The sequence below is a fragment of the Sphingobium sp. RS1 genome (assembly GCF_056156825.1).
This window is the reverse complement of record NZ_JBLZXE010000001.1, coordinates 190009-203272: the sequence shown is the minus strand read 5'-3', so window position 1 is coordinate 203272 and position 13264 is coordinate 190009. Positions and strand designations below refer to the sequence as shown.

Annotated in this window: 20 protein-coding genes; 2 read left to right on the top strand and 18 right to left on the bottom strand. The window is 65.3% G+C overall.

Annotation, left to right across the window (positions count from 1 at the left end; all coding sequences use genetic code 11):
* Nucleotides 1-507 precede the first annotated feature (507 nt).
* The 5 genes from ACNHGR_RS01070 to ACNHGR_RS01050 all read right to left on the bottom strand — a co-directional run bounded on the left by ACNHGR_RS01070 (nt 508) and on the right by ACNHGR_RS01050 (nt 4613).
* Complete coding sequence (locus ACNHGR_RS01070; RefSeq protein WP_011950437.1) at nt 508-1110, bottom strand: hypothetical protein; 603 nt, start codon at nt 1108-1110, stop codon at nt 508-510.
* Between the two features lie 32 nt (nt 1111-1142).
* Nucleotides 1143-1472: a hypothetical protein gene (locus tag ACNHGR_RS01065; protein ID WP_011950438.1), complete on the bottom strand. Its 330-nt coding sequence runs from the start codon at nt 1470-1472 to the stop codon at nt 1143-1145.
* A 58-nt stretch (nt 1473-1530) separates the two neighbouring features.
* A complete protein-coding gene (locus ACNHGR_RS01060; protein WP_011950439.1) occupies nt 1531-1860 on the bottom strand; it encodes a single-stranded DNA-binding protein in 330 nt (109 codons plus the stop codon).
* A gap of 608 nt (nt 1861-2468) precedes the next feature.
* Nucleotides 2469-2777 carry an alkylphosphonate utilization protein gene (locus ACNHGR_RS01055; protein WP_011950440.1) on the bottom strand — a complete coding sequence of 103 codons (309 nt, stop codon included), beginning with the start codon at nt 2775-2777 and terminating at the stop codon, nt 2469-2471.
* A gap of 15 nt (nt 2778-2792) precedes the next feature.
* Nucleotides 2793-4613, bottom strand: a complete 1821-nt coding sequence (locus tag ACNHGR_RS01050) for a phosphoenolpyruvate carboxykinase (GTP) (RefSeq protein ID WP_011950441.1) — start codon at nt 4611-4613, stop codon at nt 2793-2795.
* Nucleotides 4614-4786: 173 nt separating this feature from the next.
* Here ACNHGR_RS01050 and ACNHGR_RS01045 point away from each other — a divergent pair, with 173 nt between their 5' ends.
* Together ACNHGR_RS01045 and ACNHGR_RS01040 are read left to right on the top strand one after the other, a co-directional pair.
* The gene (locus ACNHGR_RS01045) at nt 4787-5101 is read left to right on the top strand and encodes a helix-turn-helix domain-containing protein (RefSeq protein ID WP_011950442.1); all 315 of its coding nucleotides are present in this window, start codon (nt 4787-4789) and stop codon (nt 5099-5101) included.
* 2 nt (nt 5102-5103) lie between these two features.
* Nucleotides 5104-6384, top strand: a complete 1281-nt coding sequence (locus ACNHGR_RS01040; protein WP_011950443.1) for a SulP family inorganic anion transporter — start codon at nt 5104-5106, stop codon at nt 6382-6384.
* A gap of 123 nt (nt 6385-6507) precedes the next feature.
* Here the strand turns inward: ACNHGR_RS01040 and ACNHGR_RS01035 are convergent, their stop codons facing one another.
* The 13 genes from ACNHGR_RS01035 to ACNHGR_RS00975 all read right to left on the bottom strand — a co-directional run bounded on the left by ACNHGR_RS01035 (nt 6508) and on the right by ACNHGR_RS00975 (nt 13255).
* Nucleotides 6508-7059 carry a DUF736 domain-containing protein gene (locus tag ACNHGR_RS01035; RefSeq protein WP_011950444.1) on the bottom strand — a complete coding sequence of 184 codons (552 nt, stop codon included), beginning with the start codon at nt 7057-7059 and terminating at the stop codon, nt 6508-6510.
* Nucleotides 7060-7280: 221 nt separating this feature from the next.
* Nucleotides 7281-7847, bottom strand: a complete 567-nt coding sequence (locus ACNHGR_RS01030; RefSeq protein ID WP_011950445.1) for a hypothetical protein — start codon at nt 7845-7847, stop codon at nt 7281-7283.
* Nucleotides 7844-8116, bottom strand: a complete 273-nt coding sequence (locus ACNHGR_RS01025; RefSeq protein WP_011950446.1) for a hypothetical protein — start codon at nt 8114-8116, stop codon at nt 7844-7846. The genes ACNHGR_RS01030 and ACNHGR_RS01025 overlap by 4 nt, the downstream gene beginning before the upstream one ends.
* Before the next feature lie 108 nt (nt 8117-8224).
* Complete coding sequence (locus ACNHGR_RS01020) at nt 8225-9163, bottom strand: hypothetical protein (RefSeq protein WP_011950447.1); 939 nt, start codon at nt 9161-9163, stop codon at nt 8225-8227.
* A 77-nt stretch (nt 9164-9240) separates the two neighbouring features.
* Entirely contained in the window at nt 9241-9525 is a 285-nt protein-coding gene (locus tag ACNHGR_RS01015) for a hypothetical protein (protein WP_011950448.1), read from the bottom strand.
* Between the two features lie 12 nt (nt 9526-9537).
* Nucleotides 9538-10233: a hypothetical protein gene (locus tag ACNHGR_RS01010; RefSeq protein WP_011950449.1), complete on the bottom strand. Its 696-nt coding sequence runs from the start codon at nt 10231-10233 to the stop codon at nt 9538-9540.
* Nucleotides 10234-10425: 192 nt separating this feature from the next.
* On the bottom strand, nt 10426-10623 hold the full coding sequence (locus ACNHGR_RS01005) for a hypothetical protein (RefSeq protein ID WP_017183644.1): 198 nt from the start codon (nt 10621-10623) through the stop codon (nt 10426-10428).
* Between the two features lie 41 nt (nt 10624-10664).
* Nucleotides 10665-10979 carry a DUF7673 family protein gene (locus ACNHGR_RS01000; protein WP_011950450.1) on the bottom strand — a complete coding sequence of 105 codons (315 nt, stop codon included), beginning with the start codon at nt 10977-10979 and terminating at the stop codon, nt 10665-10667.
* Nucleotides 10980-11169: 190 nt separating this feature from the next.
* Nucleotides 11170-11580 carry a type II toxin-antitoxin system VapC family toxin gene (locus ACNHGR_RS00995; protein WP_011950451.1) on the bottom strand — a complete coding sequence of 137 codons (411 nt, stop codon included), beginning with the start codon at nt 11578-11580 and terminating at the stop codon, nt 11170-11172.
* Nucleotides 11580-11840 carry a type II toxin-antitoxin system Phd/YefM family antitoxin gene (locus ACNHGR_RS00990; protein ID WP_017183643.1) on the bottom strand — a complete coding sequence of 87 codons (261 nt, stop codon included), beginning with the start codon at nt 11838-11840 and terminating at the stop codon, nt 11580-11582. The genes ACNHGR_RS00995 and ACNHGR_RS00990 overlap by 1 nt, the downstream gene beginning before the upstream one ends.
* Before the next feature lie 33 nt (nt 11841-11873).
* On the bottom strand, nt 11874-12266 hold the full coding sequence (locus ACNHGR_RS00985; protein WP_017183642.1) for a DUF6915 family protein: 393 nt from the start codon (nt 12264-12266) through the stop codon (nt 11874-11876).
* A gap of 3 nt (nt 12267-12269) precedes the next feature.
* Nucleotides 12270-12740, bottom strand: a complete 471-nt coding sequence (locus tag ACNHGR_RS00980) for a DUF6878 family protein (protein WP_011950454.1) — start codon at nt 12738-12740, stop codon at nt 12270-12272.
* 2 nt (nt 12741-12742) lie between these two features.
* Entirely contained in the window at nt 12743-13255 is a 513-nt protein-coding gene (locus ACNHGR_RS00975) for a hypothetical protein (RefSeq protein WP_026002487.1), read from the bottom strand.
* Between the last annotated feature and the right edge of the window lie 9 nt (nt 13256-13264).

Genomic DNA, 13264 nt, shown 5'->3' with positions numbered 1-13264 from the left:
GAGCCCCGGTCCCGCCCGGCGCGAAGCGTTGGGCGGGATGCGCCGAAACCCTCTTCTCTTCTTCTTGTCCGGGCAAAACCTCGCCGGCCCGCCCGGCACTGGATGGTCACCGCAAACCTCCCCGGTGCCTGACGTCCTGGGGCGTCACGGTATCGATCACCTGGATTGAGGAGCTGGCTGCGAGGCAGTTCGATCGCCGGCTGACACGCTCGCGCCCGCATGTCCGAACGGGGCTGAGCGATAGGGCCCGGGCGCAGTGAACGCGGCTCGCGGCAGGGCGATGAACCTCACGCGGCACAAGGCGCGGCACAACCTGCGGCACGCATGAGAGCCGGGTCACGACAGGAGCCGCCGGCGTCCGGATTTCACCGGGAGGTGGGCACGGCAAGTGGAAAACGCCACCAGCGGTGGTGGCGCCCGGCTGTGCGCTCGCGCGGGCAGATGATAGTCAGGCTCGAGCGAAAGGCAGGGCGAAGCCAACGACACTCGCCGGCTTCGCCGCACGGATCAGATAGGCCTGATCCAGTCGGCCGCCGGCTGCCAGCCGATGATGTCGCTGCCGCTATCGCTGACCGCATCGGCCGAGATGTCGCGCCAGGGCGACCGCGGCCGATAGGTCGGCATATGCCGGGCGGTGAGCAGTTCGAAGGTCGAACAGGTGTAGCCGCTCAACCTGATCGCGAGCACGGGCTGGTTCTCCGGCGGTAGGCCCGTGAAGACTGAGATGAAGCCCGCGGGAACCGGATGCAGTGTCGCATCGATCATCGTGCGCGCGAGCCGGGTCTCGAGTTCACCGGCTTCGCTGCCCCAGGGATGGGCATCGATGTCGATCTGGTCGGCGGCGCCGGCCGCGGGGAGGTAGGAGAATTCGCCGGACCAGCACCGGCTCTGGGGATGGAGCGCAGCGACGTCGGCCGCGAGACCGGCATCGCCGGTCTCGGAGCGGAGCCAGTCGGCCATGCCCGGCGTGAGCTTGCCCGAAAGCTTGCGCGCGGCGGTCGGCGCCGCGTCGAGTTCGGGAAATTCGACCAGCCACCAGGCGAGCCGATGGTGAAGGACGATGCCGTAGCAATGGGCGGCGGCGGTGTTCGAAGGGGCAGGTTTGATCATGACGGTACTCCGTTCGAAAGGCGTGTGACGGGTCAGTGGACCGACCCGTCGTGCGCGAAGATGGAATGGGGAATGGTCAGCTGATGCTCGCTGGCGATCAGCGACCAGGCTGCGGCGAGATCTTCGTAATATTCGCAATCGACGATCGCATCGGCGCTCGCCTCGCCGAACTGCACTTCCTCGAAGTCGCGGACATGCGCGGCGTCGGTCGCCTCGGTGATCGCCTGGCCGAGGTGCGCGGCGATCTCGTGGCGGTTAAGGCTGTCTGCCGCGCGGCGGATGCGCTCGACCATGTTGGGGTTGGTGATCTCGACGCCCTGGGCGATTCCGGCGATGTCGTCGAAGCTGGTGAGAGTGAACATCTTGCTCTCCATCTGAAGGAAGGTGGAGGGCGGCCGCGAGCGACCGCCCGGGAGACGGTCAGAGGAACTCGATTTCCTCGGCGACGATGTCGGTGTTGTAGTAGGTGCGCCCGTCGCGCTCGTTGCGGCTGTAGCGGATCTCGCCGACCACCAGGAGCTTGTCGCCCTTCTTCTTGTTGTTGGCGACCGACTTGCCGAGGCCGTTGAAGGCCTTGACCTGATGGAACTCGTCGTAGGTTTCGGTGTAGCCGTTGTCGTCCTTCTGGACCTGGCCGTCCTTGATCACCGGCTTCGAGGTGACGAGGCTGAAGCTGACGCCGCCCTTGCTGTCCGTGCCGAAGCGGGTGATGTCCGAGGTGATGCGGCCCGAGAGAAAAACCTTGTTCATGGCCTGATGCCTTTCGCGTTTCACGCCAGCGGGCCGATCCCGCTGGGATGAACAATCGCGAAGGCCCGTGATCGAGGGGGCACCGCACCTGCGCTTCAGCGCGGGGAAACCCCCATTTTTCGAGTGGTGCGGGCAGAGGCCGTCAGGCCTCAACACGGTCGGAAAATGGCGGGTTGCGGGGATCCCGCACGGGCGTAGCGTTCATCCAGACAAGCGGATGGCCCCGCGGTGATATCGGCAAGGCGCGCGGCATGGACGGTCTTCACACGGACCCGCCACGGCGAGACACGCCGGCAGCACGACTGCAGCGCGCGTCAGACATTCATCGGTGCCCAAATGGTCGGGGACGGCCTGCGTCGCAGCTTGACATCGGCGCGCCTTCCACGGCGGCGTTACGCCGTCAGGTCATGCCGGGCGGCGCTCGGCTAGCGCCAGACACGAGAAGGGCGCGGCGCCAAGTGGTCGGGCATGATCACCGGCCGCGTGGACGGCGATGGGCGCAGGTTCTGACGCCGTCCACGCAACTCGGTCAGGCTCCATGACCATCGGGCCGCGGGGCACCGGCCTGCTTCGTCCTTGGAGCGGTCGGCGAAGCCTCGCCAGCCATGTCAGTGCTTGCGGACGAATTCCGCGCGCAGGACCAAGCCCTTGATGCCTTCGTAGCGGCAGTCGATTTCCTGAGCGTCGCCGGTCAGCCTTATCGCCTTGATCACGGTACCCTTGCGCAGGGTCTGCCCCGCCCCCTTCACTTTGAGGTCCTTGATCGTGATGATGCTGTCGCCATCGGCGAGGACGTTGCCAACGGCATCGCGGACCTCGATCGTCTCGGCGGTCCGGGCATTCACGGCTGCCTCGGCAGCGGTGATCCAGTCGCCAGAGGCTTCGTCATAGACATAGTCGTCGTTTGCGTCGGTCACGATCGATGGCGCCCTTCACGCCAGACGGGCTTCGAGCGCGCCGAGTTCGGCGGTCAAGGCGGCGGGCAGGCGGTCGCCGAAGCGCGCATAGTCACGGCGGATGCGCTCGGCCTCGGCGCGCCATTCATCGTCATCGACGGCGAGCAAGGCGGTGACCGCGTCATCCGACAGATCGAGCCCCTGCAGATCGAGGTCGTGCCTATTGGGAAGGCGGCCGATGGCCTTGTCTTCCGCCTCGACGCACCCGTCGAGCCGGTCCGCGATCCATTTGAGGACGCGGGCGTTGTCGCCGAAGCCGGGCCAGAGAAAGCGGCCATGGGCATCCTTGCGGAACCAGTTGACGTAGAAGATGCGTGGCAGCTTGGCTGGATCCGCTGCTTCTGCTCCCAGCTTGAGCCAATGCGCGAAGTAGTCGCCCATATTGTAGCCGCAGAAGGGCAGCATCGCGAAGGGGTCGCGGCGGACATCCCCGATCTTGGTCTCGGCCGCAGCCGTACCTTCGGAGGCGACATTCGAGGCCAGGAACACACCGTGCTGCCAGTCGAAGGCCTCGGTGACGAGCGGAGCGGTCGTCGCGCGCCGGCCGCCGAACAGGATCGCCGAGATCGGGACGCCCTTGGGATCCTCCCATTCGGGTGCGATGGCCGGGCACTGGCCGGCGGGACAGGCGAAGCGCGCGTTGGGATGGGCGGCCGGCGTCCCGAGATCGGGAGACCAGGCCTGGCCGCGCCAGTCCGTAAGCCCGTCGGGCGGCTCCTTCGTCAGGCCCTCCCACCAGACATCACCGTCGGCGGTGAGCGCGGTGTTGGTGAAGATCGTGTTGGCGTTGAGGCTGGCCAGGGCATTGGCGTTGGTCGTTGCGCTTGTCCCGGGTGCGACGCCGAAGAATCCGGCCTCGGGATTGATGGCATAGAGCCGGCCATCGTCGCCAAAGCGCATCCAGGCGATGTCGTCGCCGATCGTTTCGGCCTTCCAGCCTGGAATGGTTGGCTGCAGCATGGCGAGGTTGGTCTTGCCGCAGGCCGAGGGAAAAGCGGCGGCGACATAATGCACGCCGCCTTCGGGCGAGGTCAGCTTGAGGATCAGCATATGCTCAGCAAGCCAGCCGTCGTCGCGGGCCATGACCGAGGCGATGCGCAGCGCATAGCATTTCTTGCCTAGCAGGGCGTTGCCGCCATAGCCCGATCCATAGGACCAGATCTCGCGCGTTTCAGGGAAATGGACGATATATTTGGTCTCGTTGCAGGGCCAGGCGACGTCGGCCTGGCCGGGCGCCAGCGGAGCGCCGACCGAGTGGACCGCGGGAACGAATTCGCCGTCATCGCCCAGGGCTGCCAGCGCCGGTGCGCCCATCCTCGTCATCACGCGCATCGAGAGCACCACATAGGTACTGTCGGTGATCTCCACGCCGAGCGCGCTGATGGGCGAGCCGATCGGCCCCATGGAGAAGGGCACGACATACATGGTGCGTCCGCGCATGCAGCCGTCGAATAGGCCGTGGAGCGTATCGCGCATCTCATGCGGTGCGCGCCAATTGTTGGTAGGGCCGGCGTCGGCCTCGTCCTCGGCGCAGATGAAGGTGCGGCTTTCGACGCGCGCGACGTCGCGTGGATCGGATGCGGCCCAGAAGGAGTTGGGACGCTTCGCGGGATCGAGGCGGCGCAGGGTTCCGGCGGCGACGAGCTGCGCGGTAAGCGCGTCCCACTCGGCCTCGGAGCCATCGCACCAGTGGACCCGGTCCGGTTTGGTAAGGGCGGCGATCTCGTCCACCCAGGCGGCGAGGCGACGATGGCGAGTCGGGGCGGCCAGCGTTTCAGCGATAAGGGCGTCCGACATCGAAACTCTCCGAATACCTGGGCGTCGCGTCGAGCGCGCGCGGTTAAAAAGGTGGTTTGGGTGCCTGAGCGTTAGCAGTTTGATGGCGCTGAAAGCAAGTTTAGGATAGCATGATAGATACTCTACAACGCTTTTAAGCGATCCTTGACGTCATTTCTGATGTATTTTACATCATGCCGATGCTCACTCCGGCCCAGCTTCGCGCGGCGCGCGCGCTTCTCGGAATCGACCAGCGCACGCTCGCCGAGCGCGCCGGCGTATCGCTTCCCACGATCCAGCGGATGGAAGCGGCGAGCGATGGCTATGTCCGGGGCGTCGTCGACACCTTGACCAAGGTGGTCGACGCGCTCGAACGCGAGGGCATCGAACTCATCCGGGAAAACAGCGTTAGCACGAGTGGCGGGCGTGGCGTCCGGCTGCGCGATCCCACCAGCCCGACCCTGCGCGAGCCCGTGCGGCGCACGCCGGACAATGCGTCGGCGTCATAGCGATGCCTGACGGAACGGCGACATCGCATCTCTTCCGGCCGAAGCTGCTCACGGTCCTGAGCGAGGGCTACTCCTTCTCGTCGTTTCGCAAGGACGTGCTGGCCGCCGTGACGGTCGCGATCGTCGCTCTGCCGCTGTCGATGGCGATCGCCGTGGCTTCGGGGGTGTCGCCCGAGCGAGGGCTCTATACCGCGATCATCGGCGGATTCCTCGTTTCGGCCTTGGGCGGTAGCCGCTATCAGATTGGGGGTCCCGCCGGGGCTTTCATTGTTCTGGTCGCGGCGACCACGACGAAATTCGGTCTGAACGGCCTCCTCGTCACCGTGATGCTGTCCGGGGCCCTGCTGACGCTGATTGGACTTTCGCGGCTGGGCTCATTGATCCGCCATATTCCCCATCCGGTGACGGTGGGCTTCACCTGCGGCATTGCGGTGACGATCTTCTCCGGAGAAATCCGGGACCTCTTCGGTCTTCATCTCGACGGAGCGGAACCTGGCCCCCTCATCCCCAAGCTGGTGGGGCTGGGCAACGCGGCTTCGACGGTGACGCCCGCGGCCGCGGTGCTCGGCCTGGGATGCGCCGCGCTGATTTTCGTGGTGCGCCGGTTCCGGCCGAACTGGCCCGGTATGCTGATCGCGGTCGTCCTGGCCTCGATAGCTGCCGCCTGGCTGCAGCTTCCGGCAGAGACGATCGGCAGCCGTTTCGGAGAGATCCCGCGTGGGCTTCCGACGCCGCAGGCGCCGCAGCTGTCGTGGGCGCTGGTTCTCCAGCTGCTGCCGTCGGCCCTGTCGTTTACGCTGCTCGGCGGCGTCGAAAGTCTGCTGTCAGCGAAGGTCGCCGACAGCATGTCCGGGCGCAAGCATCGCTCCAACATGGAGCTTGTTGCGCAGGGGCTTGCCAATATCGTGTCCGCCTTGTTCGGAGGGATCAGCGTCACCGGCACGATCGCACGCACAGCAACCAACATTCGGGCCGGCGCGATCAGTCCGCTGTCGGGCATGATGCACGCGCTGTTCGTCCTGCTCTTCATGCTCGTCGCGGCACCGCTCGCACGGTACGTTCCGCTCTCCGCGCTCGCCGGCGTCCTTCTGGTGGTGTGCTGGAACATGGCCGAGAAGGCGGAGTTTCTGCGCCTGATCCGCAGCTGGCCCACGGCCTTGGTGCTCCTGGCGACCTTTGGGCTGACCCTGGTCAAGGACCTGACCTTCGGGATCGTCGCGGGATGCGTCGTCGCTGCGCTGCTGGCCATGGCACGACGACGGGTTCCGCAAGAGGGAGACTGAAGCCGGAATGCAGACGTGCGGGCTGCCGGGTAAATGAAAACAGGGCCCGCTTCGCGAGAAGCGAAGCGAGCCCAGCGGGAGGGTGTGCCCGGCCTGGAGGTGTGGGACCGGGCACGGGGAGGTTCAGACGGTTTCGGGCTCCTCCGCCTGCTCCGGCGCGCGCTGACGACGCTGCCGGCGTCCGCCTTCCTGCTGCTGTTCCTGCTGCGGCTCGCAGCCGAAGGCATGGCTTGCGGAGGACTGTCCGAGGCCGGCTTCGGTGCCCTGTGTGGCGGGGCCGGCGGTCTCGTCGGCGCCGGGCAGCGGCGGCAGGCCCTCGTCGGCCTTGGGCGCCATCTCCGAGGCGAGGTCGCGGCGGCGCGTCGGGCGCGACCACACGACGTTGTAGCTGCCGTCCTCCTGACGGAACGCCGACACGTAGAGCGGCGCGGCCAGGCTCGGATCCTCGATCTTGCCGTTGAGGAACGCCTCGCCCGTGCCGTTAGAGAAAAGCTCGAACAGCGCACCCACCTGCACCCACGCCCGCGATGCCGACAGCGCCAGCACCTCGTACTTCGGCGCCTTCGGATTGGCCGAGTGCACCTCGCGCAGCGCGATCGTCATGGCAATCGTCAGCGTCGCGATCTTGCCGACGAAAATGCCGGCGTCATTCTGCTTGATCGAACCGATATTCATGGGAAAGTCTCCTGAAAGCCGGTCTCGAACACTGTGTCCGAGCCAACTTCCTCCTTCCCCACTCCCCTCCTCGGCCGTTCGGCCGAGCAGGCGCGCAAGCGCCACATCCGAGGCCCGCTTCCGCGGCCTCGGGGCGAAAATGGATCTGTGAGGGGATGCCGCTGATCGCCTTAAAGCGGTCAGGCCGCCCCGGGCCGCCGGTACTGGCTGGGCGATGACAGCTACAAGGAAGCAGGCCGCTCGCTCGCGGTCCTGCTGCGGTCGAAGGCCTCGACATGGCGACGGGCGAGGTCGCGCTTTGCGATGCCGTGCCAGTAATGGTCGTCATGGCCGTCATAGTCGCCGCGACCATTGAGCCGGATCGTGTCGCCATATTGCTCGATCCGCTGGCCGTTATAGGTCAGCAGCACTTCGCCTTGGGTGACGCTGAAACGCTTGCGCTCGATGACCAGCTTGTCGGAATCATAAGGCGGCGGCTGACGCAGATAGTCGGCGCGCTGCCTGTTGGCCGCGATCGCCGTGCAGAGCCGGTCGACATGATCCGGATCGTTCGAGACGATGCTGAAGATATGAGAGCGATCGAAGAAGTTGCCGAAGAAGCTGACGGCATTCTCGACGCCTTCCAGCCATTCGCCGCGCAGATTGCGGGCGTCGCGTTCGACAAAGTCGCCATATTTTTCGAACAGACGGTTGAGCGGATGATCGCGCAGGATCTCGATCAGCGCGTCGATCGCCGCGTCGGCGGTCTCTGTGCGCAAATGGCCGTTGCTCAGGACGATGGTGGTCATGGTCGTTCCCCTTGGGACTGAACGTGGTCGGACGAGGGAGAGCCGACCGGCTTGGCCAGCTCGGCCGCGCGGCGCTCGAAGATGTCGGCGAGCTGCGCGGGATCGCTGCCGGGCCGGGCTTCGATGATGTTGTCGCGGAAGCTGACGTCGATGCCGACCCTCAAGGCGTTGCAGTGTTCGACGGCCTCGCGGCATACATCTGCCGGGTCGCAGCAGGCTGGGGCGCTGGCTGCCAGGACCTTCCATCGCAGGCCTGAAATTACGATCATGTGATCCTCCATGTCGGAAGCGGTAGGTCAGCGGGCCGCGACCGATGGCATGCGGTCACAGCAACGATCGCGGTAGCGCGTGGGCGAGTGCTACGTGCGTGACCCCGGTCAGACTTCAAGATAGCAATCATGGGCGAGGCAGAAGGCCTCGGCGACGGATTCGCCCTCGCACAGCAGCCGCGGTTTCCGCGAACCGCCCCAGACAGGGCGCGGTAGGTCGTCGCCCATGGCGAAGCGCCAGCGGGTCGGACCGTTGGCGGCCTCGAGGATGAAGCCGGTCTCGCTCGCGTCGAACCGCAGGATTGTGGGCCTTTCGGCTCCGAAGTCAGGCATGTCGAGGATCTGATGTTGACCGGCATAGCGATGCTCCCAGGGCGGGAAGTCCGCGAGCTGATCGGGATGCACACCGAGGATTCGCTGATCGACAGCGATCGCAAGTGACCGATGGTCCGGCGCTGGCCGTATCTCCTCGCGCGTGAGCCAGATCCATCCGTCGGAGTAGGTCAGCGGCAGCACCATCCATGATCCCCCGTTGCATTGCCAGCCCGCGAGGCCGACCCCGCCTTGTCCATAGCTCCCCAGATGGCTCGAAAAGGCGGTCAGCGTCCGGTCGATGGGCCACTGCGGCGGCATCGGTCCAATCAGCGAACTGCCGCGCACGGCGCGAAACGAGCCGCGGTCCAGAACGTCCCAGCGGTCGGCCTTGCGGCACAGCGAGTCACGGCGGCGGGACAGATCGAGCACGCGGCGCGCTTTGTGGATCGGATCCTCGCCATGGCGAACGCCTACCTTGACGGTGAACGCGAACGAGGCGGCGCTGGGCCTGTCGGTTTCGGGACAATCGAGATCGAGAATGACCTCATGGCGTATCGGGGAGTGGGCCTTGTCCGGTTCCACCGTAAGCGTGGCGTTCCATTCGAGCCTGCGGCGCTCATACCAGCCTTGCAAGAGGATCCAGCTGCGCGCACGGTCCGTGTTCCCGGCCTCGGCGTGCTCGAGAATCCAGTGAGGGACACGCGCCGTGAAGGCGACATGATAGGTCGACATGGAGAATCCTCCTTGGGATGGTCGGTCTGGGGGGTCAGGAGGGAGCAGGCGCGGACCGGTTGCCTGCGCGTGCGTGGTCAGGCGTATTGCGGCCGGACTTCGGGAAATGCCGGCGGCGCCGTCCATTCGAAGACGATGGCGGCATAGCGCCCACCGTCGTAGAGGACGGAATCGACGCGGCGGCGGTGGCGCTGTAACCGCTCGAGCAGGCGATTGGCGCGATCGGCAAGCTGGACGGCGCGGGTCTCGGTGGGCGCGAGCGCCAGCAATCGAGCCAGTTCGCCGGTATCGTACCACCAGGCACCTTCTTCAGGCCCACCATAGGCGCGGTCGATCTCGTAGAGAGCGATGATGAAGCGCATGGGCGGGCTCCTTCAGGAGATCGGCGCCGGCATGGCCAGCCATTCCGGCTGATCATGGGCGATGGGAACGTCGAAACGGCCGGCCTCGGCTTCGGAGAACACGGTTGCGGTGCTTAGCTCGCCAAAGCCCGTGTCATTGTTCCAGAACAGCAGACCCTCTTCAGCATCTCGCGTGGTGAGGACGTAGCCGTCGGCGCCTTCACGGTGCTCGCGCGAAAGCGCCCGCTCGAGGAGCTGGGCCGATGAGGCGAATTCGAAGCGATCCTCGCGGATCACGACATAGCCGCCGCCGAATTCGCCAGGGCGCAGGCGGTCGCAATCGAGGCAATATTCGAAGCCGGCCGGCAGCGCGGATTTCGCGACCTTCTGGATCAGTTGCGCGGCGGTTTCTACGTCGAACTGATCGCCATGGAGCCAGACCTTGCACCGCCCTGTCCCATCCGACGGATCGACCTGGACGGAGAAGCCGAGCCGTGGATAATCGGGATCGCTCAAGATCGCGAGGAAGCCGCCGAAGGGATCGGAGTCGATCGGGGGAAAACAGGCGGCGAAGCCCGCGCCAAGGTCGGCATAGGCTGCAGCGCGCTGATCGGGTGCGAGGCGGGAATCGCCAACGATCTCGGCAGCCTCGCCGACATGCCGGAAGATTTCGGCCTCGGCATCGGTGACAGCGAAGGTGAAGCTCGCCTTGGTAAAATGGTTGGCCATAATGGCTCCTCAGGAAGGGCGTGCGGCGCAAGGCCGGTCCCCGGCCTCGGAGACAGGCCCGGCCGCCATCCTCTTCCCCCCTTCCCTCCCCGTGCGCGGAGCGCGGACGGCAGAAGACGTGCGGAGAAGCTTCTCGGCCTCGGTCAGCGATGGTCGGAAGGCCCGGCCGGCGTCACCGCCGGGTTGGCGCGTTCAGCTCGTACGCTTGCGCCGGCGGGGAGGCCCGACATGGTCGGCCGACACTTCGAGATCCACCGCGAGCTGGGTGAGCGTACGGTGCGCACCCAACCGCTGGAGCCCGTCCATGCGCCCGTCGAGCTTTATGGTCTCGATCCGCGAGCGAACGAGCGAAGCGGCGACGCGCAGCGTGTGGGGATCAAGCTCGGCCATGGGACTCGACAATAGCGCCGATAGCGTCCCGATGCGAGCGCTCAGCCATCCTCGTCGGCGAAGTCGCGCCAGCGCCCGACCAGTTCGATCATCTCGGCCTTGCGACCGAAGGCATCGGGGTAGATCGCACCTTCATGCTGGCCAAGAAATCCAATGATGGTCGTGATATGGGTCGCGATCGTCGCATCGACACCGAAGAGATCGGCGATGGGAAAATGACCGCAATCCTCGCCATTCCACCAGGCGAGCAGGAAGTTGGCGGCGCGGCGCGCCTGGCCCGTGTCGGACCGGGCAAGATCGATCAGGCGATCGAGAGCTTTTCCCGCAGCGGCCTTGCCGAAGGGTGCCGCGGTCACGCCGGCCGCGTTTCTTCATTGAAAGCGTCCGCTGCTACCGGAGGACGAGCAGCTGCAACATTTTTGCGATCATCTGCATTGAAGTCGGGGAGGCGCAGCACTTCCCGCCTGGATGTGTCGCCTGCTTTCGGATCTTTGTGCCGAGACTTCATGGTCTGTCACCTCAAATCAACTTCGGCTCAGCGCCAGTTCAATGCCAGGGATTTAGGAGGTTGGCCGGCGTGCGCTCGAAATCCGCAACGTTGCGGGTAACAAGCGTCATCGAATGCACAACCGCCGTCGCGGCGATCAGACCATCCCGCTCCGGTTGGGGATCCGGCACATGCAATGCGGCGCACCGCATCGCGACTTCGGTGTCGATCGGGATGATGCGATCATCGAACGCCGCCAGCACGTCGGTTTGAAACCATGTCCGCAAAATGCGGCCGGTAGAAGCATCGACGCGCTCCTTGGCTAAAATGCCTAGTTCAATTTCGAGGACCGATATGACCGAAATGTAGCACTGGTCGACATCGGCTTCGTCCGCCCAGGATGTCACCTCGGGAGGCAGCCGTTCAGGTCTGCGAAGCGCGGAGATGACGTTCGTATCTAGGAGAAACATCAATCCAGATCCGCCGGTCGGACGATATGATCCAGCTTGCTGGGTTCGAAGTCAAAGTCAGCATCGTCGCCGGCTTGCGCCAAGGTCGCGAGCAAGCTGCGGGGCTTCTTGCCCTGCCGTCGATGATAATCCTCGATCGTCATGAGCACATGGGTGGGCCTGCCCCGTTCGGTGATATAGACAGGGCCCTTGCGGGCAGCTTTCTTTGCCCGGCTCGCACCTTGGTTGAAGTCACGACTTGAAATGGTTGTCATGTTCATAAGAGCCTCGCACTTGGGCATGTAGCCATGTTACTACAATTGCGTCGCTGGAGCAACCCGGCACATGTTTTCAACATCTGGATCCAATCCCGGTGACCCGGCCGGGTTGCCCCGAAGAATCCACGGCATCGGCTGGATGAGCCGCGCCCAGTCAGCGAAGGAGGGAATACGGCCAAGATCCTCTTGGACGTGCTGTTCCCCGATCAACCGCACCGGGATATCCCGTCCATCAGCGTTTCGGATCGTCACGCCGAAGACCGTCTCGAGCATGAATATGCCCTCTGCATGGTGGCGCAAGGAACGGTGGCGGGGGTCCGCGACGATCTTCTTCGACTCGTCGAACCATTGGTGGAGGGGCAGATAGTCCTCGGCCTCGCCGCCCCAGCGCTTCACGGAGCTGAGCGCGTGATAATAGCAGTGCGACATCGCCTATAGCTCCGCCTCGGTCGTGTCATAGTCGATGAACCGGCTGTTGTGCGTGAGGGTCACCGCGCCGCTGGCGACGTCTATGGCGATGGTGCCATAAGCGCCCTCCCCGTCCTCCCAGCCGGCGTGCCGCGCGCAGATGGCGTTGTCGACGAAGGCGCTCAGAGCATCCTCGAGGTCGATCGTGCGGGTCGACACTTCGCCGCTATAGGCGAGGCTATGGTGATCGCAGAGGATGCGCGGCAGCGCGATCTCGCCTTCCAGCGTGTAGGCATTGACATCACCGACGCTGCCTTGGTCGCCGCCGCCATCGTAGTGGATTTCGACACGGACAATGCCATGATCGAGCAGATGCGGGAGGAAGGCATCCTTGCAGCGCGCCTCGACTGTCCGCACGGCGGACAGGGCCGCCTGCAACTCGGCCTCGATCGGATCGGTGATGGCGGCATCGGCAGATTGATCTGTCGCGGTCATGGTCAAATCTCCTCGGGGAGGCGCTGTGCGGCCTCGGCGCTGCGGGGATAGCCTGCAGCCAGATTGCGGTGGAGTATCGCGAAGTCGGCGACCGGGAAGTGTCCGTCGGGGCCGGGCCGCGTGGCGAGGAGCGCCCCCATGACGATGTCGTCGATCGAGCTTCGCTCGACCTTGGGGGCCTCCCCGTCCTCATAGCAGACCGGCGCGGCGAAGCCGGCCTCGATCCAGCTGCCAAGGCCGTTCTCGACGGTCTCCGCATAGGTGGCGACGGTGGAATCGCGCCGCGTGGCGCTTGCATCGACCTTGAGACCGAGCGTGTAATAGACGCCGAAATCGTGCCGGTTGGTCAATGTGAGCAGCGCGCAGCCGTCAGGCGGCGGACCGAAACGGGCGATGATTGCCGCGCGGTAGGTGGCGACCTCAAGGCGGTTCAATCGCTCGAAGTCGGATGTGTGCCCGAGCTGGGCGCAATCCTCGTTCGCTGGCGCGCCGCCCAGATCGATGATGTCGGACATGGCCTTCTC